The following is a 23,708-nucleotide window of genomic DNA, read 5'->3' as shown; positions in this document are numbered from 1 at the left end:
CCGTTAGGGTCGTGGTCTCGTGGAGTGGATATCGCCGGTAAGTACCCTGCTGGGAGCGGCAATCGGCGTGGGCGCGACCCTCTTGGCCGACCGGGCCCGGTGGCGGCGGGAGAGCGCGGAGCGCGAGACGGCGACGCGCAGACAGCTGTACGCGGAGTACACGGCCGCGCTCTCCCGCGTCCGCTCGGCACTCCACGAGTCAGCGCAGGTTACCGGCGGCCCGAGCCCCGGAAGTGAGGAACACGCACGCGAGGTCCGGGAGCGGTTCCTGGCGCCGGGGGCCTACGAGATCCGCCACCAGCTGGCGATCATCGCGCCCTTGGACGTCGTCGAGGCGGCCAGGGCGGCCTTCATCGCCCTGCGGACGACCCGGGACCGCGTCATCGAGGGCGCGAGAGCCGACAGCGAGGTCTACGCGGAGCTGGAGGCCGGCAACGACGCGGCCATCGCCGAGCTGCGGCGCGTGATGCGGCGGGATCTTGGGGTCAGTGCTCGCTCGGGGCCGGGGTGATGCCCGTGGGGCAGGCGCGGCCCCAGTTGGTTTCCGAGGGGGTGTCCAGGAGGGCGCCCGTGCCGCCGATGCCGCAGTAGCCGTCGGGGTTCTTGTCCAGGTACTGCTGGTGGTACGGCTCGGCCGGCCAGAAGGGCCTGTCGGTGGCGGGGAGGACCGTCGTCGTGATCGTGCCGTGGCCCGCGGCGGTCAGGACGCGCTGGTAGGCCTCCAGGGAAGCCTTCGCCCCGGCCTCCTGCTCGGCGGAGTGGGTGTAGATCGCCGAGCGGTACTGCGTGCCCACGTCGTTGCCCTGGCGGAAGCCCTGCGTGGGGTTGTGGGACTCCCAGAAGAGCTTCAGGAGCGAGGCGTACGAGACCTTGGCCGGGTCGAAGACGACGCGGACCGCCTCCGTGTGGCCCGTCAGGCCGGAGCACACCTCTTCGTAGGAGGGGTTCTCGGTGTAGCCGCCCTGGTAGCCGACGTACGTCGTCCAGACGCCCGGCGTCTGCCAGAACTTGCGCTCCGCGCCCCAGAAGCAGCCCAGCGCGAAGTCCGCGACCTCCAGGCCCTCGGGGTAGGGGCCAAGGAGCGCGTTGCCGAGGACAGTGTGGCGCGCGGGGACCTCGAATTCCGGGGTCGCCCGGCCCTTCAGTGCCTGCTCGGGGGTGGGCAGCTCGGGCGTGCGGCCGAAGATCATGCGGGTCTCTCCTCGTGCGGGGCCTGACAGCGGCGGACAGGGGCGGAAAAGGGCGGACAGGGCGTCATGAGGGGAACGCGCGGGCAGGCCCCGGCATTCCAGGGCCCCCGCATTCCAGAGGCTCAGTGCGACAGCGTCGCCGGGCTGCCGCCATTCGCCTCGTACCCCGCAACGGCCAGCGCGCGGTACACCGCGTAGCTCGCGGCCGGGTCGGGGGTCAGGGTCCAGGGCAGGGCGCCGACGTGGCCGTCCACGTGCACCAGCTGGTGCATGGCCTCGCCCCAGCGCTCGCAGCGGACCAGGAAGAACACCAGGAGATGGCGGACGTGCGCCAGCATGGGGTCGTCCGGCCGCGCCGCGTGCACCGCGAAGAGGGCGCCCTCGATCGCCTTGGTGACGACCTCGCTCTCATAGAACCCGCGGACCAGATTGACCTCGGGCATGTGCTCGTAGACCGCGAAGAGCGGGAGCGCCGCGAGCAGGGAGGCGCGAGGGGCACGCGCCGCCGCGGCCTCCGCGAAGCCGTACGCGAGGTCGCGCGAGCCGTGCCACTTCTCGCACCAGTAGTGCAGCGCCGCCAGATGCGCGCCCATGTGCGCCGGCGCACGGTCCAGGATCTTCAGCCAGAGCTGCTCGAACTCGGCGCGCGGATACGCGAGGCCGCGCGCGATGGACAGCTCGATGATGTACGGGACCGGATCGCCCGGCGCCAGCAGCGCCGCCTGCCCGCACGCCTCCCTGGCCTCCTCCAGAATGATCCGGAACTCGTCCGTCCCCCGGTCGGCCGTCCGCCACGCCTGCTGGACCAGGAACTCCGCGTGCACCGCGGCGCCACCCGCGTCCTTGGGCGCCTCGGCCCGCCACACCCGCAGCCACTGCCCGCCGGGACTGTCGCTCACGCCCCCGGGCCGCTGCTGCAGCTCCAGCGAGGCCGCGCCCGCGAAGGCCTGCACCCGCTGCCAGCGCTGCTCGCCGTGCGTCTCCGTGCCCGCGAGGAGCTGCGAGGCGGCCTGCCACCCCTGCGTGCGCTGCACGAGGTCGAGGACTTCGAGGAGATCGGCGTCCGCGCCCGGCATGCGGATGTCCAGCTCCTCCTGGCGCAGGAAGCCGTACTCCGCCGGGTCCGCGGCGTCCGGCGAGCCGGGCTCGACCTGCCGGATCCCGCCGCGCCTGCGCAGCAGCACGGGCCCGAGGACCGCACCGATCATGACCACCGCGAACAGGAACCAGAGAATCTCCATGGCTCAAGCGAACCAGACGGGTCCGACAATTGGCGAACCTGCCGGGACGTACCCCCACCGACGTGGACGGAAAGCACCCCCGCGCCCAGGCGGAACGTCCCTGCCGCGCACTACGCTCAGGCCGCATGAGTGACTTGCACAGCACCCCCGGCACACAGAGTTTCGAGACCGTGGCGATCCACGCGGGCAACACGGCCGACCCGCTCACCGGAGCCGTCGTCCCGCCCATCTACCAGGTGTCGACCTACAAGCAGGACGGCGTCGGCGGCCTGCGCGGCGGCTACGAGTACAGCCGCAGCGCGAACCCGACGAGGACCGCCCTGGAAGAGAACCTGGCCGCGCTGGAGGGCGGCCGCCGCGGGCTCGCCTTCGCCTCGGGCCTCGCGGCCGAGGACTGCCTCCTGCGCGCGCTGCTCGCCCCCGGCGACCACGTGGTCATCCCCAACGACGCGTACGGCGGCACCTTCCGCCTCTTCGCCAAGGTCGTCTCCCGCTGGGGCGTGGAGTGGTCGGTGGCCGACACCTCCGACCCGGACGCGGTGCGGGCCGCGATGACCGACCGTACGAAGGCGATCTGGGTGGAGACCCCCTCCAACCCGCTGCTCGGCATCACCGACATCGCCGCCCTCGCGCAGGTCGCCCGCGAGACCGGCGTCCGCCTCGTCGTCGACAACACCTTCGCGAGCCCCTACCTCCAGCAGCCCCTCGCCCTCGGCGCGGACGTCGTCGTGCACTCCATGACGAAGTACATGGGCGGCCACTCGGACGTCGTCGGCGGCGCGCTGGTCGTCAGCGACGCGGCGCTCGGCGAGGAGCTTGCGTACCACCAGAACGCGATGGGCGCCGTCGCCGGGCCCTTCGACGCCTGGCTGGTGCTGCGCGGCATCAAGACCCTCGCGGTGCGCATGGACCGGCACAGCGAGAACGCCACCAAGGTCACCGAGATGCTGACCCGGCACGCGCGCGTGAAGCGCGTCCTGTACCCGGGCCTTCCGGAGCACCCCGGTCACGAGGTCGCCGCCAAGCAGATGAAGTCCTTCGGCGGAATGGTCTCGTTCCAGGTCGAGGGCGGCGAGGAGGCGGCCGTCGAGGTCTGCAACCGCGCCAAGCTCTTCACCCTGGGCGAGTCCCTGGGCGGCGTCGAGTCCCTGATCGAGCACCCGGGCCGCATGACGCACGCCTCGACCGCGGGATCGCTCCTCGAGGTCCCGGCGGACCTGGTACGCCTGTCGGTGGGCATCGAGGCGGCGGACGACCTCCTCGCCGACCTCCAGCAGGCGCTGGGCTAGTCCGTCCGGCCCGGACATCCCCCCGCTACCAGCGAGTAAGCGGCGGAGTCGTCTCCGAAGGCGGCTCCGCCCAAGGCTGGGCGGCCGATGCCCACACGGCGAACGCCACCACGCAGGCGAACAGCACCACCCACATGAGCCTGCGCAGCACCACGCGCCGCCGCAGCATCCGCCCGCCCCGCCGCACGGCGTCATCGAAGAGCCCCGGCGGCACCGACGCCTGCGCACTCTCCAGCAGCCGCCGGACGGCCGTCTCCTTGCGCTCGTACTGGCTCATGGGCGCACCGCCCCGCTCAGCGCCCCCGCGGGCCCCCGCGGCGGATGCAGGGCCGACGCGATGGCGCGGGCGCAGATCCCCCGGACCCGGTCGGCGGGCAGCCCCAGAAGCGCGGCGGTCTGTTCCTCGGCCACACCCTCGTACATCCGGAGCACGAGAATCAGCCGTTCCTGGGGGCTCAGCCGCTCCAGGACGCCACCGTGGCCCCGGTGACGGCGCCAGGCCCCGCGGGCGAAGCGGAGGGCCACTTGCTGGCGTGTGCGGTCGTACGGGTCCTCGCCGCGCAGCCGGTCCCACGCCGCGTACGTATGCGCGAGGGCGGCCGTCAGCAGGGCACGCGCGCGTGGGTTGTCGTCGGGGCGTTCCGCGGTGAGCAGCGTCGCGGCATGCAGGAGCCTGCCTGCCGCGCCCGCGACGAACGCCTCGAACTCCCGGGCACGGCGGGCGTCCTGGAACGCCTGCCGTTCACGCACCGCGCCTCCCGGCCGCAAGCAGAGGAGGGCAACCCCCGGCAAGGGGGCGTCCTGGTCTCATATGAGGCCAGACGCGGGGCCGGGGTCAAGACTCCGGAGTGGCCGGAACCTCTCCGCCGGGTGCCGCGTGTGACGTCTGCCGGGCCGAGAGGGCGGAATTGAAGCGTGTGAGGAGCGCGCAGAAGCTCTCCCGCTCCTGGGGCGCCCAGTCCTGCGTCAGCTCGGCCATCAGCTCGCGCCGCGAGGAGCGCACCTCGTCGAGCCTGGCCTGGCCGCGCGGCGACAGCTGGAGCACCACGGCACGGCCGTCCTCGGGGTGCGAGGTGCGCTTGACGAGCCCGGTGTCGACCAGCGGGGCGACCTGCCGGGTGACCGTCGAGGAGTCGATGCCCATGCTCGCCGCGAGCGCCTTGACGCCCATCGGCCCTTCCTTGTCGAGGCGGTTCAGCAGCAGATACGCGGCACGGTCCATGGAGTTGCGGACCTGGCCTACCCCGCCGAGGCGGGTCTGCTCCGCGCGGCGGGCGAAGACGGCCACCTGGTGCTGCAGGCTGTCGAGAAGGCCGGGTTCACTGGCGGTCGTCATGTCCGGAGTTGTGGGCATGGCCGGGGGCTCACTTCATGCGAGGGCGGTGGGTTGGGGGACAGGGTACGCGGCCCCGGCGCGGACCGTACCTGCGCTGCGCAAACCTACGCGCAGAACAGTCTCGGCCCTTGGTCACCGAAGGAGGACTCCGGCGACGGCTGCGAGACTTGGGGGCATGAGCTACCGCACGCCGCATCTCTTGCCGACAGTCACCCTCGACGATGTGCGCGGCGCACGGAAGATGCTCTCCGGAGTGGCCCGGATGACGGCGATGGAGGGCAGCAGGCACCTGTCCCAGCTGGTCGGCGCGCCGGTCCACCTCAAGTGCGAGAACCTCCAGCGGACGGGTTCGTTCAAGCTGCGCGGCGCGTACGTACGGATCGCGGGGCTGCTCCCCGAGGAGCGCGCCGCGGGTGTCGTCGCCGCCAGCGCGGGCAACCACGCGCAGGGCGTGGCCCTCGCCTCCTCGCTGCTCGGCGTGCGCTCCACCGTCTTCATGCCGGCCGGGGCGCCGCTGCCCAAGGTCGCGGCGACCAGGGAGTACGGCGCCGAGGTGCGGCTGCACGGCCAGGTCGTCGACGAGACGCTGGCCGCCGCGCAGGAGTACGCGCGCGAGACGGGCGCGGTCTTCATCCACCCCTTCGACCACCCCGACATCATCGCGGGGCAGGGCACGGTCGGCCTGGAGATCCTGGAGCAGTGCCCGGAGCTGCGCACCCTCGTGGTCGGCGTCGGGGGCGGCGGCCTCGCGGCGGGCATCGCGGTCGCCGTCAAGGCGCTCCGCCCCGACGTGAAGATCGTCGGCGTGCAGGCGGCGGGCTCCGCGGCCTACCCGCCCTCGCTCGCCGCCGGGCACCCGGTGTCGATCGACCACCCGATGACCATGGCCGACGGCATCAAGGTCGGACGCCCCGGAGACGTGCCGTTCCAGCTGATCGAGGACCTGGTCGACGACGTCGTCACGGTCTCCGAGGACGAGCTCTCCAGCGCCCTGCTGCTCTGCCTGGAGCGCGCCAAGATGGTCGTCGAGCCGGCCGGCGCCAGCCCCGTCGCGGCCCTGCTGAGCAGCCCGAAGTCGTTCGACGGCCCGGTCGTGGCGCTGCTCTCCGGCGGCAACGTGGACCCGCTCCTGATGCAGCGCATCCTGCGCCAGGGCATGGCGGCGGCGGGCCGCTACCTGTCGCTGCGGCTGCGCCTGACGGACCGCCCCGGCGCGCTGGCCCACCTCCTCGGTGTGCTGACCGTGATGGACGCCAACGTCCTCGACGTGAGCCACGTACGCACCGATCCGCGCCTCGGTCTCACGGAGGCGGAGGTGGAGCTGCACCTGGAGACGAAGGGCCCCGAGCACTGCGCCGAGGTGGGCACGGCGCTGCGCGAGGCGGGCTACACGGTCATCGGCTGAGCCGGCCTGGACTGAGCCCCCACTGAGCCCGCACGACGGCCGTACCGGCAATTGCCAGGCGCGGAAGGTCCGGCAAACCTAGACTTCTCCCAGAAAGTCCTTCATCCCCGGACCTCTGGGAGAACCCACATGCCAGGCGCCATATACGCCGAAGGCCTGGTGAAGACCTTCGGCGAGGTCAGGGCTCTGGACGGCGTCGATCTGGACGTCCCGGAGGGCACCGTGCTCGGTCTGCTCGGACCGAACGGCGCGGGTAAGACCACCGCGGTGCGCTGTCTGACGACGCTCCTGACCCCCGACAGCGGCCGGGCCGTCGTCGCCGGGATCGACGTGCTCAAGCACCCGAACGAGGTGCGCCGCTCCATCGGCCTCTCCGGCCAGTTCGCGGCCGTGGACGAGTACTTGACGGGCCGTGAGAACCTTCAGATGGTCGGTCAGCTCTACCAGATGAGGGCCAAGGAGGCCAAGGTCAGAGCGGGTGAGCTGCTCGACCGGTTCAACCTCGCCGACGCCGCCGACCGCCCCTCCAAGACGTACTCGGGAGGCATGCGCCGCCGCCTCGACCTCGCCGCCGCGCTCGTCGTCTCGCCGCCGGTGATGTTCATGGACGAGCCCACCACCGGCCTCGACCCGCGCAACCGCCAGCAGCTGTGGGAGGTCATCGAGGAACTGGTCTCCGGCGGTACGACACTGCTCCTGACCACGCAGTATCTGGAAGAGGCCGATCACCTGGCGCACGACATCTGCGTCGTCGACCACGGCCGCGTCATCGCCCGAGGCACCGCCGACCAGCTCAAGGCCAGGACCGGCGGCGAGCGCGTCGAGGTCGTCGTGCACGAGCGCGAGCACATCGCCACCGCCGCCGAGGTCCTGCGCGGCCTCGGCAAGGGCGAGGTCACCGTCGCCGAGCACACGCGCAAGCTGACCGTGCCCGTCACCGGCGGCGCCAAGCTGCTCGCCGAGGTCATCCGCGAGCTGGACACCCGCGGCATCGAGATCGACGACATCGGTCTGCGCCGCCCCACCCTCGACGACGTCTTCATCTCCCTCACCGGCCACGTCGCCGCGCTGGAGGACGAGGACGAGGGCACGAAGGAGGCCGGCAAGTGAGCACCCTCACCGACACGGCGCGCGCGACGGGCCCCAGGCCCGCGGGCGGCATCGGCCAGTCCGTCAGGGACTCCCTGGTCGTCGCCAAGCGGAACCTCATCCGCATGTCCCGCATCCCGGAGATGGTCATCTTCGGCCTGATCCAGCCGATCATGTTCGTGGTGCTGTTCAGCTACGTCTTCGGCGGCTCCATGAAGATCGGCGCCAGCACCGACCCCGCCGTCTACCGCAACTTCCTGATGGCGGGCATCTTCGCGCAGACCGTCACCTTCGCCACCGCGGGCGCGGGCGCGGGTATCGCCGACGACATGCACAAGGGCCTCATCGACCGCTTCCGCTCCCTGCCCATGGCGCGCGGCGCGGTCCTCACCGGCCGCACCATCGCCGACCTCGTGCAGACCGCGCTGACACTGCTGGTCCTCGCGATCGTGGCGCTGCTCGTCGGCTGGCGCGTCCACGAGGGGATCGGGAAGGCGCTCGGCGCCTTCGGCCTGCTGCTCCTGCTCGGGTACGCCTTCACCTGGGTCGGCGCGCTCATCGGCCTCTCGGTGCGCACCCCGGAGGCGGCCACGTCGGGCGGGCTGATCTGGCTCTTCCCGGTCACGTTCATCTCGAACGCGTTCGTGGACTCCAGCCAGATGACGCCCTGGCTGCGCCACGTGGCCGACTGGAACCCCTTCAGCGCCACCGTCCAGGCCTGCCGCGAGCTCTTCGGCAACCCCGGCGTCTCGGCCTCCACGGCCTGGCCCATGGAGCATCCGGTCTGGGCGTCGGTGATCTACTCGGTCCTGATCATCCTGGTCTTCCGCACGCTGGCGGTCCGCAAGTACCGCTCGGCGACGGCCTGAGGAGCCCGACAGACCCTGGCACGCGACGGGGCCCCGGCACGGTGAGTGCCGGGGCCCCGTCGTGGAGAAGGCGGTGTCAGGACTGGTACGGCTTGGCCTCGAGGATCTTGACGGAGGCGAGCTTGCCGTTCGGCAGTTCGTACTGCGCGTCCTCGCCGATCTTCTTGCCGTTCACGCCCGAGCCCAGCGGGGACTGCGGCGAGTACGTCTCGATCTCGTCGCTCGCGTACTCACGGGAGGCGAGCAGGAACGTCAGGGTGTCGTCCTCGTCGCCGTCGAAGGCGATGGTCACGACCATGCCGGGCGCCACCATGCCGTCCGCGGCCAGGGCCTCACCGACCTTGGCGGTCTCCAGGAGCTGGGTCAGCTGGCGGATGCGGAGCTCCTGCTTGCCCTGCTCCTCCTTCGCCGCGTGGTACCCGCCGTTCTCGCGCAGGTCCCCCTCCTCGCGCGCCGCCGCGATCTTCGCGGCGATCTCGGTGCGCGCGGGACCAGACAGGTGCTCCAGCTCGGCCTTGAGCTGGTTGTACGCCTCCTGGGTCAGCCAGGTGACGTTCTCGCTGGTCTGGGTCACAGGTGCTCCTCGTAGGTACTGGGAAGACAAAGCATCGCCCTACCCAGAAGGATGTTCCCTTACGGGTGGGCGAAACCACGAGCCTAACAATTCAGCTGGGCAAGGGGGAGGACATAAGCCATCAGAATCGCGTCAACGCAGGTGAGGGCGGGAAAGCCCGGCCTCGTGTCCGTCGTGTCAGTCGGCGTGGCAGCCCAGCAGCTCGACGCTGGTCGCCCGCGACGTCGTACGGAGCGTGACGACCTTGTCGATGCGGCCCTCGCGCTGGTCGAAGCGGAAGTCGGCGCGGCCGACCTCGGCGCCGGACTCGGCCTGCGAGCGCAGGGTGCAGTAGCCCTTGGCGCCGGCGTCCTTGCGCACCTCCAGGTGCGCCTCGACGGTGGTGGCCGAAACGACGTCGAATTTGATGACCTCGGCGCTGACCTTCGTACCGTTGATGTAGTCGTAGCCGAACCAGCCGACGACGCCGAGCAGGACCACGCCGAGCACGGAGCCCACGATCTTGAGCTTGCGGTCGGCGGCCTCGTCGTCCGTGCGCGAGCGGCCGTACCGCCCATGGGGGAGCCCTGCCGCCGCCATGATCGTCCTCCAGGAACAGGGGATGCCGGAATTTTCCGCCCCCCGGTTCCGTCACTATAGAAGCCGCGTGTTGCGCCGGATCACCGAGGGCGCCCGATTACTTGAGGATCGAGTCTTGACTGAGCAGCTTCGACTGATGGCCGTGCACGCCCACCCCGACGACGAGTCGAGCAAGGGCGCGGCCACCATGGCCAAGTACGTGTCCGAGGGGGTGGACGTGCTCGTCGTGACCTGCACGGGCGGTGAGCGCGGCGACATCCTCAACCCGAAGCTCCAGGGTGACACCTACATCCAGGAGCACATCCACGAGGTGCGCAAGAAGGAGATGGACGAGGCGCGCGAGATCCTCGGCGTCAAGCAGGAGTGGCTGGGCTTCGTCGACTCGGGGCTGCCCGAGGGCGACCCGCTGCCGCCGCTGCCCGAGGGCTGCTTCGCGCTGGAGGACGTCGACAAGGCGGCGGGTGAGCTGGTGCGCCAGATCCGTTCCTTCCGTCCGCAGGTCATCACGACGTACGACGAGAACGGCGGCTATCCGCACCCCGACCACATCATGACCCACAAGATCACGATGGTGGCGTTCGACGGCGCGGCGGACGCGGAGAAGTACCCGGAGAGCGAGTTCGGCCCGGTCTTCCAGCCGCAGAAGCTCTACTACAACCAGGGCTTCAACCGCCCGCGCACCGAGGCGCTGCACCAGGCGATGCTCGACCACGGCCTGGAGTCGCCGTACGGGGACTGGCTCAAGCGGTGGGACGAGTTCGAGCGGGTCGAGCGCACCCTGACCACCCACGTCCCGTGCGCCGACTTCTACGAGATCCGCGACAAGGCCCTGATCGCCCACGCCACGCAGATCGACCCCGACGGCGGCTGGTTCCGCGTCCCGATGGAGCTGCAGAAGAAGGTCTGGCCCACGGAGGAGTACGAGCTGGCGAAGTCGCTCGTCGATACTTCCCTCCCCGAGGACGACCTCTTTGCGGGCATCCGCGACAATGCCTAGCGTGAACGCACATCTGGCAATGACGCATCTCGTCCCTCTTGCCAAGGAGGTCGACGACGACAAGGTGACCCCCGGCGTCCTCGGGTTCATCGTCTTCGCGGTGATGGCCCTGGCCGTGTGGGGCCTTATGAAGTCGATGAACCGGCACATGGGCAAGGTCGACTTCAAGGAGCCGGAGACCGGTCGGCGGCGGCCGGGAGCGGGCGACGCGACGGATGACGAGGCGGTCGGCGCGGCGGCGTCCGGGGACGGCGGTTCCGCGGCGAACCCGGCCCCGAAGCGCACCGACGGCGACAGCTAGGGCCTATCCGGCGGATCAGGTCGCGTTCGGGGTGGCGGCCACCTCTGGGCGAGCGCGTGCCGGGGGTTAGCCCCACCCGGGCCGGGAGGGCAGCCGGATGCCCCTGGCGGGGTGCGGCCGGGGAAGCTGGACGCGGCCTCGGCGCACGCCCTGGCCGCCCCGGATTCCGTAGGAGTTGGCCCGTGCGTGAGCAGGCTTGGCAGAGGTTCCGTTCTCCCTTCTCGCGTGGTCGGCGCGGGGTCGTGTCGGTCGGCGCCGCGGTGGCCCTCGGTGTCCTGGCGACCGGCGCCCTCGCCCCCACGGCGGCCGCCGGGCCCGCGCCGCACGCCCTCAGGACGGACGCCGTGCAGCGGGGCCTTGACTCCCTCGTCCGCTCCGACCACGTGCCCGCCGCGCTGGCGAGCGTCAGGCACGGCAAGGGCCCCACCCGTACCTACACCGCCGGTGTCGGCGATCTGGCCACCGGCGCACCCGTGCCCAGGGACGGCCAGGTGCGGATCGGCAGCAACACCAAGACGTTCACCGCGGTGGTCGTCCTGCAACTGGTCGGCGAGGGGAAGATCGCCCTCGACGCCCCCGTCGACACCTACCTCAAGGGCGTCGTACGCGGAGAGGGGATCGACGGCCGCCGCATCACCGTCCGCCAACTGCTCCAGCACACCAGCGGGCTCCCCGACTACACCAAGTACCTCGGCGACGACATCCGCCGCTATGAACCCCGCGAGCTTCTCGACATCGCCCTGGAGCACAAGGCCGACTTCGACCCCGGCGAGAAGTGGGCGTACAGCAACACGAACTACATCCTGGCCGGTCTGATCGTCCAGGAGGTCACCCGGCGCCCCCTCGCCGAGGCGATGCAGCAGCGGATCATCGAGCCCCTCGGACTGCGCCACACCTACTTCCCCGCCCCCGGTGACGCCACCATCCGCGGACCGCACCCCAAGGGCTACTACCAGGACCCGGCGGGCGGCGCGCCCCACGACATCACGGAGATGGACCCCTCCTGGGGCTGGGCGGCAGGCCAGCTGATCTCCACCAACTCCGACCTCAACCGCTTCTACACCGCGCTCCTCTCCGGCGGCCTCCTCCGGGACGCGCAGCTCGCCCAGATGCGTACGACCGCCCCCGCGGGCCCGCCCTTCGCCCCGGGCGCCCGCTACGGCCTGGGTCTGGTCAGTACGACGCTGTCGTGCGGCGGCGTCTCCTGGGGCCACGGCGGCAGCATCCCCGGATACGAGACCCGGGGCGGCGTCAGGGAGGACGGGAAGGCCGCCGCCAACGTCGCGGTGACCATCCAGCCGGATGACACGGCGACCAAGAGGCACGTCGAACGCGTCGTCGACACGGCTCTGTGCCACCCCGGCCGGTGAGCCTCGGCAGGGTGCCCAGGGGACCGCTACCGGCGATGGTTCACGGAGCGGGCGACGCCTGGGCGGAAGCGGGCGGCGCCTGGGCGGAGGCGGGTGCCGAGGCCGCCACCGCGGCCAGTTCCGCCGCCACGGCGTCGGCGATCCGCCGGGAGTCGTCCGGGCCGAGGTGGCTCACGACGGTGAGCACGTAGGCGTCGGCGGTCTGGACGAGGCTGACGCTCGTGGTGCCGGGGGAGGAGAGCGCGGGCAGGGAGACGACGCTGCTCAGGCGACGGCCGTGCAGATGGCTCGGGTTGTCCCGCCATTTGAACGCGGTGCACACGGCGGTGGTGATCTCGGGCCGCGCCATCCGCTTGGCCAGCACTGTCGTCAGCCAGGGCAGCGCCCGTACGACACCCTCAAGGACGGGCAGGACCCTCTGGTGGATCTCGCGGCGGTCGGGCAGGTCCGCCATCAGCTTCTGGCACGCGTGCAGGCGGCCCGCCGGGGAGTCGGCGCCGAGCGGCAGCGGGAGACGGACGGCGGTGATGAGGTTGCCGAGCTGCTGCGCCTCGCACCGGCTCCGCAGATCCACGGGCACGGTCGCGTAGAGGGGAGCGGAGCCCCGGGGCCGGGACGAGGTGGCGCCGTAACAGGCGGGGAGGGCCCCGGACAGGGCGCCGAGGAGCAGTTCGTTCAGGGTCGCCCCGCGTCCGTCGGCCGGTTGGCGGCGGGCCGAGCGCACCACGTCCGGGTCGAGCCGGGTGACGGCGAGGGAGGGGTGGGCCCCGCCGGGCGCCGACGGCAGGCGCTGGCCCGGGGCGTTGCTGTCCCGGAGCTCCCTGGACAAGTCGGCGGGGCGGACGGAGAGCCGCTGCCGTGGCACCGAGGGAGCTGGTGCCGTCGCCCCGGTCCGGGCCGGACGGGCGTCGTCCATGAGGAGGCGAAGGAGCGTCGCCATGGAGCTGCCGTCCAGGAGCGCGTGGTGGGCCAGGAGCACGAGGGCGTGTTCGCCGGTGGGTGCCGCCTTCGGCACGAGCAGCTGCCACAGGGGCCGGCCGGACGGCAGCCGTCGGCCGATCGAGGCGGCCATGAGCGGCTGCGGCTCCAGGTCGCAGGCGCGGACGTGCTCAGCGGCGTCGAACGGCTGCGTGACCGCCCAGCGGTGGCCGGAGAGCGCCGCCGGCCCGCGGGGCGGTTCAAGGACCTGGTGCATGCGGTCGAGCCCTCCCCACCGCTCGCTGACGCGGGAGCGCAGCTCGCCCAGGTCGAAGGGTTCGCCCGTGAACAGTGCGACGGTGCCGATCGTCCCGGGCAGCCCATCGCGCACGAAGCCCTCGTCAAGCCCCGACAGCCTCGGTTTCCGCCCCATCGCCAGCCTCGGTTTGCGCCTCATCAGCGCTGGGCCGAGTCGAGGACGACGCAGGCGTTGTGCCCGCCGAAACCGAAGCTGTTGCTGAGCGCCGGTCCTGCGGAGAGCTTGCGGGGCCGGACGACGACATCCAGCTCGCACTGGGGGTCGAGCCGCGTGAGATGGGCGGTGGGCGGCAGGAGTCCTTCGTGCAGCGACATGGCGGTGATCACGGCTTCCAGCGCCCCCGCCGCCCCCAGGGAGTGCCCGGTCACCGACTTGGAGGCGGTCACCGGCACGGCGGCGGGGCCGAAGACGGCGGTGATGGCGCGCGCTTCCGCCAGGTCGTTGAGCGTGGTGCCGGTGCCGTGCGCGTTGACGTGGGTGACGGCGTCGGGCGCGACACCGGCGTCGGTGAGCGCCTGCTCCATGCACGCGGTCGCACCGGCGCCGTCGGGGTGCGGTGCCGTGAGGTGGTGGGCGTCGGACGTACACCCGTACCCGATGAGGGTGGCGTAGATCCGGGCGCCCCGGGCGCGGGCGAGGTCCAGCCGTTCCAGCACCATGAAGGCCGCCGCCTCCGCGAGGAGGAACCCCCGCCGCTCCGCGTCGAACGGCCGTGACGCGCGGGCGGGTTCGTCGCACTCGGTGACCATGGCGCCGGACCGTGCGAAGGCGAGCGCGGTCGTCGCGGTGAACGGGCTCTCGTGGCCCCCGGTCACGACGGTGTCGGCGCGCCCGCTCCGGATCAGCTCCATCGCCTCGCCCACGGCGTGCGTGCCCGAGGCGCAGGCGGTGGAGAGGGTGAGCGAGGGACCGGTGACACCGAACTTGGAACTGATCCAGTACGCACCGGCGTTGGGCATCACCCGGGCCGGGTAGAGCACGTCGGGCTGCCCGATGCCGTGCTCCTGGCTGATCACCCCGCCGTACGTGGTGCCGGTGACGACCGCCCGGCGACCGGCGGCGGTGTGCAGCCCTCCGGCGTCCGTCACCGCGTCCATGGCGGCGCACACCGCCAACTGCACGGAACGGTCCGTCCGTTTCACCTCCTTCGGGGTGAGGTAGCCCTCGGGCGTGAAACCGGGCATGGGGTAGGCGGGGTGGACGACGGTGCCCTCGTCGTCGAAGGTGTGCAGGGTGGCCGTGGAGCGTGAGTGGAGGAGGTTCTCCCACAGTTCACGCGTCGTGGCCCCGGCCCCGCAGCGGACTCCGAGGCCCGTGACCGCGACAGCGTCTTCGCGTGTCATCCAGCGACCACGCCCGGGGCGGAGCCGGTGCGCTGCCTCACGATGAGAGCGGCGACGTCGCCGACCGTGGAGACCGCGGCGGGGTCGGATCCCTTGAGGGACACGCCGAACCGTTCTTCCGAGGCCACCTGCAATTCCGTTACGTCGAGGCTGTCGGCTCCTAGGTCGGCCACGAGGCGGGCCTGCGGTACCACGTGCTCCGGTGGTACGGACATGATGTGCGCGCAGAGGGTGCGCAGCTCGTCCCAGACGTCTTCGTACTCTGCTTCCACGGTGCTCTTCCCTACTTCTGCTGTCGTCGCTGGTGCTGTCGGGTTTTCCGGTGTCGTCATGTCTTCCGCTGTCTCCGTGCCAACGCCTCGAACTCGTCCACCACGGCGTCGGCGAGCCGCTGAGCACTGTGGGGAAGCAGGTGGCAGACCACCGTGAGCGTGCAGGCGCTGTTGTTCTGCGCCAGCAGGAAGCTCGCGCTGCCCGGCCGGTGCAGCGGGGGCAGCCCCACGACATGCCGCAGCCGGCGGCCCTGGAAGGCGGATGACGTGTCACGCCACTTCAGGACGGTCGTCGCTGTCGCCGCGAAGGTCGGCCGAGCGGCTCTGTCGGCCAGCCGCGCGACCGCCCACGGCGCCACACGCTTGACCGTTTCTCCCCACGGGAGCAGTGCGGCGGCGTGGACACCGGAGCGTGCGGGCATCGTCTGCAGCGACGTACGGCAGACCCGCAGGCGGGCCACGGGGTCGTCGACGTCGAGGGGCAGCGCGATCTGTACGGCCGTGGCGCCGTTGCCCAGTACGTGTTCGCTGTCCCGGGCGCGCAGATCGCACGGCACGGCCGTGTACACGGGCCGGGTGCCCGGCCAGTGAGGCGCGGGGCCGAAATGGGCGCGCAGCGCCCCGGCGACCGCGCCGATCAGCAGCTCGTTCGGCGTCGCGCCGCGCGTGCCCAGGGGGTGCCGGCGCGCGGCACGGAACGTATCGCTCGACAGCGTGCGTACGGCGACCGAGGGGGACGTGCGCTGCGGCGAGGGCGTCGGGAGGGCCTGCCCGCGTGCCGTCAGCGCCTTCAGTTCCCTGCCCACGGCGCCGAGCCGGACGCGGGTCAGCGGCGGGCGGCCGGTGGCCCGTACGGGGGCGATGTCGTCCATCAGGGCGTGCAGCAAGGTCTCGAGGGAGCGCCCGTCGAGCAGCACGTGCTGGGCGACGAGCGCCAGGGCGAAGCCGCCGTCGGGCCCGCCCGGGACGACGTAGAGCCGCCAGGGCGGCGGGCCGTCGGGGAGTGGGCGGGCCACCACGTCCGCCCACAGGTCGTCCAGCTTGTGGCGTGCGGCGAGGACGTGCGTGGCGGGCCGGAAGGGCTCCCGCACGACCCAGTGGGCGCGGCGTCGGCGCGGCGCCCGGCGCCCGTCACCGCCCAAGACGTCCGAGGTGTCCGGGGCGTCCGAGGTCTGCGGGGCGTCCGAGGCGTACGGGGTGTCGAGCACGTGGCTCATCCGCCGCAGGGCCGTCCACCGTTCGGCGACTCGTGCCCGGACCTCCCGCAGCTCAGGCTCTTCCCCCCGGAAGACCGCCGCCATACCGACCACACCAGGGCACCCGTTGAGCAGCAACGCCTCATCGGGGAAGGACAGTCTCATGCGATACGTGGCCAACTTCTCCTCCGCTGCGGGATCTTCACTCCTCGACGCCTGTTGCTCACGGTCACAGGAGAAACGAGATTCACATCGGTGAGTTACGATCCGCCGCTTCCGGCGGCGCGCCGCCGACCGCACCGGTCAGCGCTCAGGTCACCGTGCCGGAGCGCTGAGTTGGGGCCCGACGGCCCCTGCGAGGGAGGTCAGTTCGCGTGCGAACGCGTCGGCCAGCAAACGGGCTTGGCCCTCGGGCGTGTGGCTGACCACGCAGAGGGTGAACGTGTTCGCGTAACTCGTCAGGGTGAGACTGACCGCCCCCGGGATCTGCACCCGCGCCAGCGGAATCACCCTCTCCAGCGGCGCGCCGTCCAGGGCCCACGGGCCCCGGGGCCATCTGACGGCCGTACAGGACACGGGGGCCCACCGGGGCGAGTAGGCGCGCCTGGCGAGCAGGCGCAGCGCCCAGGGGCCGAGACGGGCGGCGGCGCAGACCAGGCGGGTGGTGGTGTCCGGGCCCTGCGCCGGGCCCGGCGCGGCCGACGAGGCCCGGCAGGCGGCAAGCCGCTCCCGGGGGTCGGTGATTTCCACGGGGAGCGGCAACCGCACCATCGAGACGATGTTGCCGAGCGTGTCGGCCTGCTCCGGTGTGCGCAGGTCCACGGAGTACACGCCGTGCAGCGGGCGGGAGGCCCCTGCCCGGCCTTCCGGTTCGCCGTGGACGGCTCGCAGGGCGCCCGAGGCTGCCGCGAGCAGCACTTCGTTGAGGGTCGCGCCGAGCCCGGGCAGGGCCCGGCGGGCGGCCCGCACCGCGTCCGTGTCCAACTCCGCCCAGGCGAGGTCCCGTCGCGTACGAGGCGGCTCCGCGGACAGCGGCAGGGCTCGCCCGGAGCGCAGCGCGTCGAACAGCCGGCCGGAGTCCGGTGGCTGTCCGGCCGGCGTACTGCCTTCGGGGCGGCGGGGCCGAGGAATCCGAACGGGCCGCGCGTCACTGGCGGTTCCGGCACCGCGACCCGTACCCGTACTCGTACCCGTACCGCCGCGGAGGAGTCTGCCGTCGAGGAGTCTGCTCATCAGCAGCTCCAAGGACCGTCCGTCCATGAGGGCGTGGTGGGCGGTCAGTACGAGCGCGAACCGCTCCTGTGCGGTGCCGCCTTGGCGCCCCGCCCGTACGAGCCGCAGCCGCCACGGCGGAAGGCCGTAGGGCACGGGCTCGGCGACCAGCCGGCCGAGCAGATCCGTGAACGCCCTCTCGCCTTCACCCGTGCCCGCGATGACGTGCTCACCCTCGTCCTCGGCTCCGAGGACATGGGTGCGTACGTCGAAGTCATCGAGCGGCAGCCAGTGATGCGGGCGCAGCCACGCGGGCCGCGCGGGACGCAGCAGGGCCCGGCGCAGCAGGGGGAGGCCGCCCCAGCGCTCGGCCACGCGGTCGCGCAGGGCGTCGAGACGCGGCGGTTCACCCGAGAACAGCGCGGCCACTCCGATGGGCGGGTCGAGGACCGTGCCCGCGCCGCAGAGAAGTTCCTCCACGGCCGACACGGCGACACTATTTTTCATGTGAGGCGCTGACGGCCGGCGCGGCATCGAGGAAGGCGGCGATCTCGCCCAGCGTCGTGTCCAGGGTGAGCTGGTCCTCGCTGAACGGCCGGCCGCTGCGGTTCTCCAGGGCGACGGCGAACTCGACCTGCGCGAGCGAGTCCAGATCCACGTTCTCCATCGTGGAATCTGGTGACAACTCCTCTTCCGCGCAACGGAATTCGCTCACCAGAATATCCACGACAGTGCTGTATCCCGTGGCCATCACATCTCCTTGGGACGTCGGAACGGACCGGCTGCCACCGGCCCTTGTGACCCCCAATCCTCACGCCGCGACTCGCCAATACCGGCCGACCATGGGCATTTCACCTATATGGATTAATCGCGCACGGATTAATCGCGCGGGACGTCCACTCCCATCACCTCGCGCGCGTGCCGGCTCGGCACCATGCCAAGGCGCCACGCCTGCCACCCCGTCTCCAGCTCGGCGCCACGCTCCAGGAGCAGCCCGTACGCCTGGAAGTAGTCGGCGAGCTTGCCGTCGCGTGTCGGGTGGTCGGCGCGGGCCAGCTGGCTCAGCTCCTCCTGGGCGACCGCCGTGCCGATCTCCCAGCCGCCCGGGGAGGCGTACGGCAGCAGGGTGCAGCGCAGGAAGCGGGCCCAGTCCTCGCCGCGGCGGTCGCCGTAGGAGGTGAACAGGGCGACCGCCTCGTCGCACAGGGCCAGCGCCTGCTGGGCGCGGGTGTTGCCCGCGTCGACGACCGCCAGCTCCAGGCACGTCCACGCCTCGCCGTGCGCGACGCCGATCCGCTGGAAGTCGGCGCGGGCGTCCACCAGGAGCTGGCGGGCGAAGCCGGAGTTGCGCAGCGAGCCGGTCTGGGCGGCGCGCTGGTCGCGGGTGACGCGCGCGGAGTGGTGGCGGGCGCAGGCGAGGCCGTACACGTCCCGCATCCGGGAGAACATCGTGCGCGCCCGCTCCAGGTCCCGTACCGCCTGGTCGAGGCTGCCGGTCTCCTCCAGGGCCTGGCCGAGGTAGTACAGGGTCCAGGCCTCGCCGCGCGCGTCCTCGTTGTCGCGGTGCCGGGAGACCGCCTGGCGCAGGCCGTCGACCGCGGGCGAGGGGTCGCCGTCCACCAGGCGGGCCCGCGCGAGCTGCGTCATGGCCCAGGCCTCGCCGCGCTGGTCGCGCGTGCGGCCGTACAGGTCGAGGGCGTCGCGCAGCTCGCTCTCCGCGCGCGGTACGTCGCCCATGCGCAGGCGCAGCTGCCCGAGCTGGAAGTGCGTCCACGCCTCGCCGTGCACGGAGCCGCCGGCGCGGTGCAGGGCGAGCGCGCGCCGGAGCATGTCGAGGGCGTGCGCGAGATGGGCGCGGTCGCGCTCCACCGCGGCGAGGGCGTGCAGCGTCCAGGCGCGGTCGCCCGCCAACTCGTCGGAGGCCTGGAGATCCAGCGCCTCCGTCAGCCGGGCCGCGGCCTCCGTGAGATTGCCCTGGTGGTGCAGGGTGATGCCGAGGGAGCCGAGCGCGCGGGCCGCCGCGGCGTCCTGGTGGGCCTCGAAGTACAGGTCGACGACGGAGTTCAGCGTCGTACGGGACTGATCGAGTTCGCCGAGCTGGCGGGCCGCGATGCCCGTGCGCCACTGCACGCTCCGGCCGAGCAGGCCCTGGTCGATGGCCTGGGTGAGTTCGTTGATCTCGCCCAGGCGGTAGAGGTCGCCGCGGAGCAGGCAGTAGTCGCACAGGGCGCCCAGGAGGTTCAGGACGACGCGCTGGTCGACGTCCTCCGCGTGCCGCAGCGCCGCCGTGATGAACGTCGACTCGTCGTCCAGCCAGCGCAGCGCCGCCTCCAGGGAGGCGAAGCCGTGCTGCCCGAACTGGTCCGCGCGCGTGGACGTCTTGCCGTCGACCAGGCGGATCACCGTGTCCGCCAGCTCGCCGTAGCTGGCGATGAGCCGTTCCTGCGCGGTGGTGCGCTCGGCGGGCTCCTCCTCGTCCAGGAGGCGGGCCAGGGCGAAGGAGCGCACGAGGTCGTGCAGGCGGTAGCGGCCGCCCTTGAGCCGGTCGACGAGGCCCGCGTCGGAGAGCGCGGTGAGGTGGCGGCCCGCCTCCTGCTCGTCCGTGGCGAGCAGCGCCGCCGCGGCGGCCGGGCCCAGCGAGGCGCGCCCGGCGAGCGCGAGGCGCCGCAGCAGCCGCCGGGCGGTCTCGGACTGGTCGGTGTAGCGCAGCCAAAGGACGCGCTCGACGGGGGCGACCTTCTCGGCGGGGCCGTACGCCGCCAGGTCGGCGGCCAGCTGGCGCGGGGTGCGCGGGCCGAGCGAGGAACCGGCGGCGCGCAGCGCGAGCGGCAGGCCGCCGCACAACTCCCGTACCGCGTCCGCCGATTCGGCGTCGTACGGCCCCGAAAGGTCCTCGGCGCACTCGCGCAGCAGCTCCTCGGCGCCCGCCTCGTCCAGCGCCTCTACCGGCAGCCGGTGCACCCAGGCGGGCAGGTCGGAGGGGAGTTCCAGGGGCTCCCGGGCGGTGACCAGGACGAGGCTGTCGGAGCGCTCGGGGATCAGGGTGCGCACCTGCTCGGCGTCGCCCGCGTCATCGAGGACGATGGCCACGGGCACGCCCGTCAGATACTGGTGGTACAGCTCGCTGAGCCGCTTGACCTGCTGTTCCTGCGAGGAACGCTCCCGGAAGAGCAGCTGCTCGCGCGGCGCGCCCAGTCGGTTCAGGAGATGCATCAGCGCGTCGCGCGTGGACAGCGGGGTCTCCCCCGGGGCGGCGCCGCGCAGGTCCACCAGGCACGCGCCGCGGAACTGGTCGCGCAGATCGTGCGCGGCCCGCACCGCGAGCGAGGACCTGCCCGAGCCCGGCGCGCCGTACAGCATGACGACCGTGGGCCTGGTGTCGGTGCTCGCGCGCGCCGCGTGCACCCAGCGGGCGATCTGCCCCAGCTCGTTCCTGCGGCCCGCGAAAGGGCCGTCGTTCAGCGGGAGTTGGGTGAAGGACCGTTCCAGCGCGGAGCGCCTGCGGGCCGCCGCGCTCTTGTCGGTGCCCCGCAGCTGCGGCGCGGTCTTCTTCGTCGTACGCGTGCCCGTCGACGCGGCGAGGACCCGCTGCTGGTCGATGAAGGGCCTGATGCCCCGCACCTCCAGTGCCGTCAGCCACTGCAGGCGCAGCTGCTCGGACCCGCCCGGCTGGCTGAGCGCCCCGGCGCGGCGGCTGGCCGCGGGCAGATGCGAGGCCGTCACCTTCAGGACCGTCGCCGCCGCGCCCGCCACGGCGACGACCGCGCCGGTGCCGAGTGCCGTGCCGACGCTCGTACCGAACGACAGGTCGGAGACCCCGGCGGCGACGGCGGCAACCACCGCCACCAGCAGGGGAGTTCCGGCGCCCTCGCGCGCGTACCGCTCGCCGAAGCTGAGCCGTCCGGCGTCCGCCTCGTCGAGCGCCCGGGTGTACGACTCGTACTCCTCGGCGGCCGTCTGCGCCATGGCGTCGAGCGAGCCGCGCGCCCGCGAGAGCAGGACGCCCCCGTCGACACGCCCGCCCGAGCGCCGCACCTCCTCCTCCACGGCCCGTGCCAACAGCCGCTCGGCCTCGGCCCGATGGCTGTCCCGCATATGGGTCCCCCTCCGAGAGCAACAGTCACCAGCGGCCACAAGTGTCCTGCGTACGGGCGCTCGGCGCGAGGGAGTCGGCGGATCAGGGCCCGGCGTACGTGAGCGGGGCACCCGGTGTGCGCGAGTATGGGGGCATGCCGAACCGACTGGCCCATGAGACGTCCCCCTACCTGCTCCAGCACGCCGACAACCCCGTCGACTGGTGGCCCTGGTCGGCCGAGGCCTTCCAGGAGGCGCGCGAGCGCGGTGTGCCGGTGCTGCTCAGCGTCGGGTACAGCAGCTGTCACTGGTGCCATGTCATGGCGCACGAGTCCTTCGAGGACGGGGCGACGGCCGCGCTCATGAACGAGAAGTTCGTGAACATCAAGGTCGACCGCGAGGAGCGGCCCGACGTCGACGCCGTCTATATGGAGGCCGTGCAGGCCGCGACCGGCCAGGGCGGCTGGCCGATGACCGTCTTCCTCACCGCCGACGCCGAGCCCTTCTACTTCGGTACGTACTTCCCGCCCGAGCCCCGGCACGGAATGCCGTCCTTCCCGCAGGTCCTCGACGGCGTCCACCGGGCGTGGACGGACCGGCGCGGCGAGGTCGCCGAGGTCGCGCAGAAGATCGTGCGCGAGCTGGGGGAGCGGCAGCTGACCCACGGCACCGGCGAGAAGCCCGGCGAGGACGAGCTGGCGCAGGCGCTGCTCGGGCTGACCCGGGATTACGACGCGGCGCACGGCGGCTTCGGCGGCGCGCCCAAGTTCCCGCCGTCGATGGCGGTGGAGTTCCTGCTGCGGCACTACGCCCGCACGGGCGCGGAGGGCGCGCTCCAGATGGCCGCCGAGACCTGTGAGCGGATGGCGCGCGGCGGCATCTACGACCAGCTCGGCGGCGGTTTCGCGCGCTACTCCGTGGACCGGGAGTGGGTGGTGCCGCACTTCGAGAAGATGCTGTACGACAACGCGCTGCTGTGCCGGGCGTACGCCCATCTGTGGCGGGCCACGGGCTCGGACCTCGCGCGGCGCGTGGCGCTGGAGACCGCGGACTTCATCGTCCGCGAACTGCGTACGAACGAGGGCGGGTTCGCCTCCGCGCTCGACGCGGACAGCGAGGACCCGGCGACGGGCAAGCATGTGGAGGGCGCGTACTACGTATGGACGCCCGCGCAGCTCCGGGAGGTGCTGGGGGAGGCCGACGCGGAGCTGGCGATGGCCTGTTACGGCGTGACGGAGGAGGGCACCTTCGAAAAGGGCGCCTCTGTCCTGCAACTCCCGGCAGCCGAAGGTCCCTTGGCGGACGCCGCGCGGCTCGCCTCGGTGCGGGGGCGGCTGCTCGCCGCGCGTGCCGAGCGGCCCTCGCCCGGCCGTGACGACAAGGTCGTCGCCGCCTGGAACGGCCTCGCGATCGCTGCGCTCGCGGAGGTCGGCGCGTACTTCGACCGGCCGGATCTCATCGCCGCCGCCGTGGGCGCGGGCGATCTTCTCGTACGTCTCCACATGGACGCCCGCGCACGGCTGGCCCGCACCTCGAAGGACGGGCGCGTCGGTGCCAACGCGGGCGTCCTCGAGGACTACGCCGATGTCGCCGAGGGCTTCCTGGCGCTGGCCTCCGTGACGGGGGAGGGGGTGTGGCTGGAGTTCGCCGGGTTCCTGCTCGATCACGTCCTCGCGCACTTCGTCGACGAGGAGAGCGGGGCGCTGTACGACACGGCGGCGGACGCGGAGCGGCTCATCCGGCGGCCGCAGGACCCCACGGACAACGCGGCGCCCTCCGGGTGGACGGCGGCGGCCGGTGCGCTCCTGTCGTACGCGGCGCATACGGGGGCCGAGCCGCACCGCAGCGCGGCGGAGCGGGCGCTCGGCATCGTCAAGGCGCTGGGCCCTCGGGTGCCGAGGTTCATCGGGCACGGGCTCGCGGTCGCCGAGGCGGCGCTCTCCGGGCCGCTGGAGGTGGCCGTCGTGGGCGAGGTCCTGGGGGACCTGCACCGGACGGCGCTGCTCGGCTCGGCGCCGGGGGCGGTGGTGGCGGCGGGGCCTCCCGGCTCCGACGAGCTGCCGCTGCTCGCGGGGAGGGGGCTGGTGGACGGGCTCCCGGCGGCGTACGTCTGCCGCGCCTTCGTGTGCGGGGT

At 72.4% G+C, this 23,708-nt stretch carries 23 protein-coding genes; 9 read left to right on the top strand and 14 right to left on the bottom strand.

What is annotated here, in order from left to right:
- Window positions 1-67: 67 nt before the first annotated feature.
- A complete protein-coding gene (locus GKQ77_RS07195) occupies window positions 68-511 on the top strand; it encodes a hypothetical protein (RefSeq protein ID WP_308117574.1) in 444 nt (147 codons plus the stop codon).
- On the opposite strand, the gene msrA is transcribed toward GKQ77_RS07195, so the two are convergent.
- The gene (gene msrA / locus GKQ77_RS07190) at window positions 486-1,190 is read right to left on the bottom strand and encodes a peptide-methionine (S)-S-oxide reductase MsrA (RefSeq protein ID WP_219687870.1); all 705 of its coding nucleotides are present in this window, start codon (window positions 1,188-1,190) and stop codon (window positions 486-488) included. The two genes, GKQ77_RS07195 and msrA, sit on opposite strands and share 26 nt — an antisense overlap.
- 122 nt (window positions 1,191-1,312) lie before the next feature.
- Window positions 1,313-2,431, bottom strand: a complete 1,119-nt coding sequence (locus tag GKQ77_RS07185) for a hypothetical protein (RefSeq protein WP_219687869.1) — start codon at window positions 2,429-2,431, stop codon at window positions 1,313-1,315.
- A gap of 125 nt (window positions 2,432-2,556) precedes the next feature.
- Here GKQ77_RS07185 and GKQ77_RS07180 point away from each other — a divergent pair, with 125 nt between their 5' ends.
- Window positions 2,557-3,720, top strand: coding sequence for a cystathionine gamma-synthase (locus GKQ77_RS07180; RefSeq protein ID WP_219687868.1), 1,164 nt, complete (start codon window positions 2,557-2,559; stop codon window positions 3,718-3,720).
- A 25-nt stretch (window positions 3,721-3,745) separates the two neighbouring features.
- On the opposite strand, the gene GKQ77_RS07175 is transcribed toward GKQ77_RS07180, so the two are convergent.
- The 3 genes from GKQ77_RS07175 to GKQ77_RS07165 all read right to left on the bottom strand — a co-directional run bounded on the left by GKQ77_RS07175 (window position 3,746) and on the right by GKQ77_RS07165 (window position 5,074).
- Complete coding sequence (locus GKQ77_RS07175; protein ID WP_219687867.1) at window positions 3,746-3,997, bottom strand: hypothetical protein; 252 nt, start codon at window positions 3,995-3,997, stop codon at window positions 3,746-3,748.
- Window positions 3,994-4,470 (bottom strand): sigma factor-like helix-turn-helix DNA-binding protein, encoded by a 477-nt coding sequence (locus GKQ77_RS07170; protein WP_219687866.1) that lies wholly within the window; start codon window positions 4,468-4,470, stop codon window positions 3,994-3,996. The genes GKQ77_RS07175 and GKQ77_RS07170 overlap by 4 nt, the downstream gene beginning before the upstream one ends.
- A gap of 85 nt (window positions 4,471-4,555) precedes the next feature.
- Entirely contained in the window at window positions 4,556-5,074 is a 519-nt protein-coding gene (locus GKQ77_RS07165) for a MarR family winged helix-turn-helix transcriptional regulator (protein WP_219687865.1), read from the bottom strand.
- A 157-nt stretch (window positions 5,075-5,231) separates the two neighbouring features.
- Between GKQ77_RS07165 and ilvA the strand changes: the two genes are divergently transcribed.
- The 3 genes from ilvA to GKQ77_RS07150 all read left to right on the top strand — a co-directional run bounded on the left by ilvA (window position 5,232) and on the right by GKQ77_RS07150 (window position 8,419).
- Window positions 5,232-6,461 (top strand): threonine ammonia-lyase, encoded by a 1,230-nt coding sequence (ilvA, locus tag GKQ77_RS07160; RefSeq protein WP_219687864.1) that lies wholly within the window; start codon window positions 5,232-5,234, stop codon window positions 6,459-6,461.
- 129 nt (window positions 6,462-6,590) lie between these two features.
- Window positions 6,591-7,571: an ATP-binding cassette domain-containing protein gene (locus GKQ77_RS07155; protein WP_219687863.1), complete on the top strand. Its 981-nt coding sequence runs from the start codon at window positions 6,591-6,593 to the stop codon at window positions 7,569-7,571.
- Window positions 7,568-8,419 carry an ABC transporter permease gene (locus GKQ77_RS07150; protein ID WP_219687862.1) on the top strand — a complete coding sequence of 284 codons (852 nt, stop codon included), beginning with the start codon at window positions 7,568-7,570 and terminating at the stop codon, window positions 8,417-8,419. The genes GKQ77_RS07155 and GKQ77_RS07150 overlap by 4 nt, the downstream gene beginning before the upstream one ends.
- Before the next feature lie 76 nt (window positions 8,420-8,495).
- On the opposite strand, the gene greA is transcribed toward GKQ77_RS07150, so the two are convergent.
- A complete protein-coding gene (greA, locus tag GKQ77_RS07145; protein ID WP_219687861.1) occupies window positions 8,496-8,993 on the bottom strand; it encodes a transcription elongation factor GreA in 498 nt (165 codons plus the stop codon).
- Between the two features lie 177 nt (window positions 8,994-9,170).
- The gene (locus GKQ77_RS07140; protein WP_219687860.1) at window positions 9,171-9,572 is read right to left on the bottom strand and encodes a DUF4307 domain-containing protein; all 402 of its coding nucleotides are present in this window, start codon (window positions 9,570-9,572) and stop codon (window positions 9,171-9,173) included.
- A gap of 115 nt (window positions 9,573-9,687) precedes the next feature.
- Here GKQ77_RS07140 and mca point away from each other — a divergent pair, with 115 nt between their 5' ends.
- The 3 genes from mca (at window position 9,688) to GKQ77_RS07125 (ending at window position 12,240) form a co-directional block, all read left to right on the top strand.
- The gene (gene mca, locus GKQ77_RS07135; RefSeq protein ID WP_219687859.1) at window positions 9,688-10,569 is read left to right on the top strand and encodes a mycothiol conjugate amidase Mca; all 882 of its coding nucleotides are present in this window, start codon (window positions 9,688-9,690) and stop codon (window positions 10,567-10,569) included.
- A 19-nt stretch (window positions 10,570-10,588) separates the two neighbouring features.
- Window positions 10,589-10,870 carry a hypothetical protein gene (locus GKQ77_RS07130; RefSeq protein ID WP_219687874.1) on the top strand — a complete coding sequence of 94 codons (282 nt, stop codon included), beginning with the start codon at window positions 10,589-10,591 and terminating at the stop codon, window positions 10,868-10,870.
- A gap of 182 nt (window positions 10,871-11,052) precedes the next feature.
- Window positions 11,053-12,240 carry a serine hydrolase domain-containing protein gene (locus GKQ77_RS07125; RefSeq protein ID WP_372459841.1) on the top strand — a complete coding sequence of 396 codons (1,188 nt, stop codon included), beginning with the start codon at window positions 11,053-11,055 and terminating at the stop codon, window positions 12,238-12,240.
- 40 nt (window positions 12,241-12,280) lie between these two features.
- Here GKQ77_RS07125 and GKQ77_RS07120 read toward each other — a convergent pair whose 3' ends face one another.
- The 7 genes from GKQ77_RS07120 to GKQ77_RS07090 form a co-directional block, all read right to left on the bottom strand.
- Window positions 12,281-13,549 (bottom strand): wax ester/triacylglycerol synthase domain-containing protein, encoded by a 1,269-nt coding sequence (locus GKQ77_RS07120; protein WP_308117573.1) that lies wholly within the window; start codon window positions 13,547-13,549, stop codon window positions 12,281-12,283.
- A gap of 65 nt (window positions 13,550-13,614) precedes the next feature.
- Window positions 13,615-14,820 (bottom strand): beta-ketoacyl-[acyl-carrier-protein] synthase family protein, encoded by a 1,206-nt coding sequence (locus tag GKQ77_RS07115; RefSeq protein ID WP_219687858.1) that lies wholly within the window; start codon window positions 14,818-14,820, stop codon window positions 13,615-13,617.
- On the bottom strand, window positions 14,817-15,092 hold the full coding sequence (locus GKQ77_RS07110) for an acyl carrier protein (protein WP_219687857.1): 276 nt from the start codon (window positions 15,090-15,092) through the stop codon (window positions 14,817-14,819). Before GKQ77_RS07110 ends, GKQ77_RS07115 begins: the two co-directional genes overlap by 4 nt.
- A 56-nt stretch (window positions 15,093-15,148) precedes the next feature.
- Window positions 15,149-16,453, bottom strand: a complete 1,305-nt coding sequence (locus GKQ77_RS07105) for a wax ester/triacylglycerol synthase domain-containing protein (RefSeq protein ID WP_258020954.1) — start codon at window positions 16,451-16,453, stop codon at window positions 15,149-15,151.
- Window positions 16,454-16,603: 150 nt separating this feature from the next.
- Window positions 16,604-17,989, bottom strand: coding sequence for a WS/DGAT domain-containing protein (locus GKQ77_RS07100; protein ID WP_219687855.1), 1,386 nt, complete (start codon window positions 17,987-17,989; stop codon window positions 16,604-16,606).
- A gap of 7 nt (window positions 17,990-17,996) precedes the next feature.
- Window positions 17,997-18,251, bottom strand: a complete 255-nt coding sequence (locus GKQ77_RS07095; protein WP_219687854.1) for an acyl carrier protein — start codon at window positions 18,249-18,251, stop codon at window positions 17,997-17,999.
- 128 nt (window positions 18,252-18,379) lie between these two features.
- Entirely contained in the window at window positions 18,380-21,595 is a 3,216-nt protein-coding gene (locus GKQ77_RS07090; protein ID WP_219687853.1) for a tetratricopeptide repeat protein, read from the bottom strand.
- Window positions 21,596-21,729: 134 nt separating this feature from the next.
- Here GKQ77_RS07090 and GKQ77_RS07085 point away from each other — a divergent pair.
- On the top strand, window positions 21,730-23,708 hold a 1,979-nt coding region (locus GKQ77_RS07085; RefSeq protein ID WP_219687852.1), incomplete at its 3' end, for a thioredoxin domain-containing protein.

The sequence above is a fragment of the Streptomyces anatolicus genome, from assembly GCF_019400875.1.
GTDB classification, from domain to species: domain Bacteria; phylum Actinomycetota; class Actinomycetes; order Streptomycetales; family Streptomycetaceae; genus Streptomyces; species Streptomyces anatolicus.
Note: the sequence above shows the minus strand (reverse complement) of the source record. Positions and strands in the feature narration are given on the sequence as shown.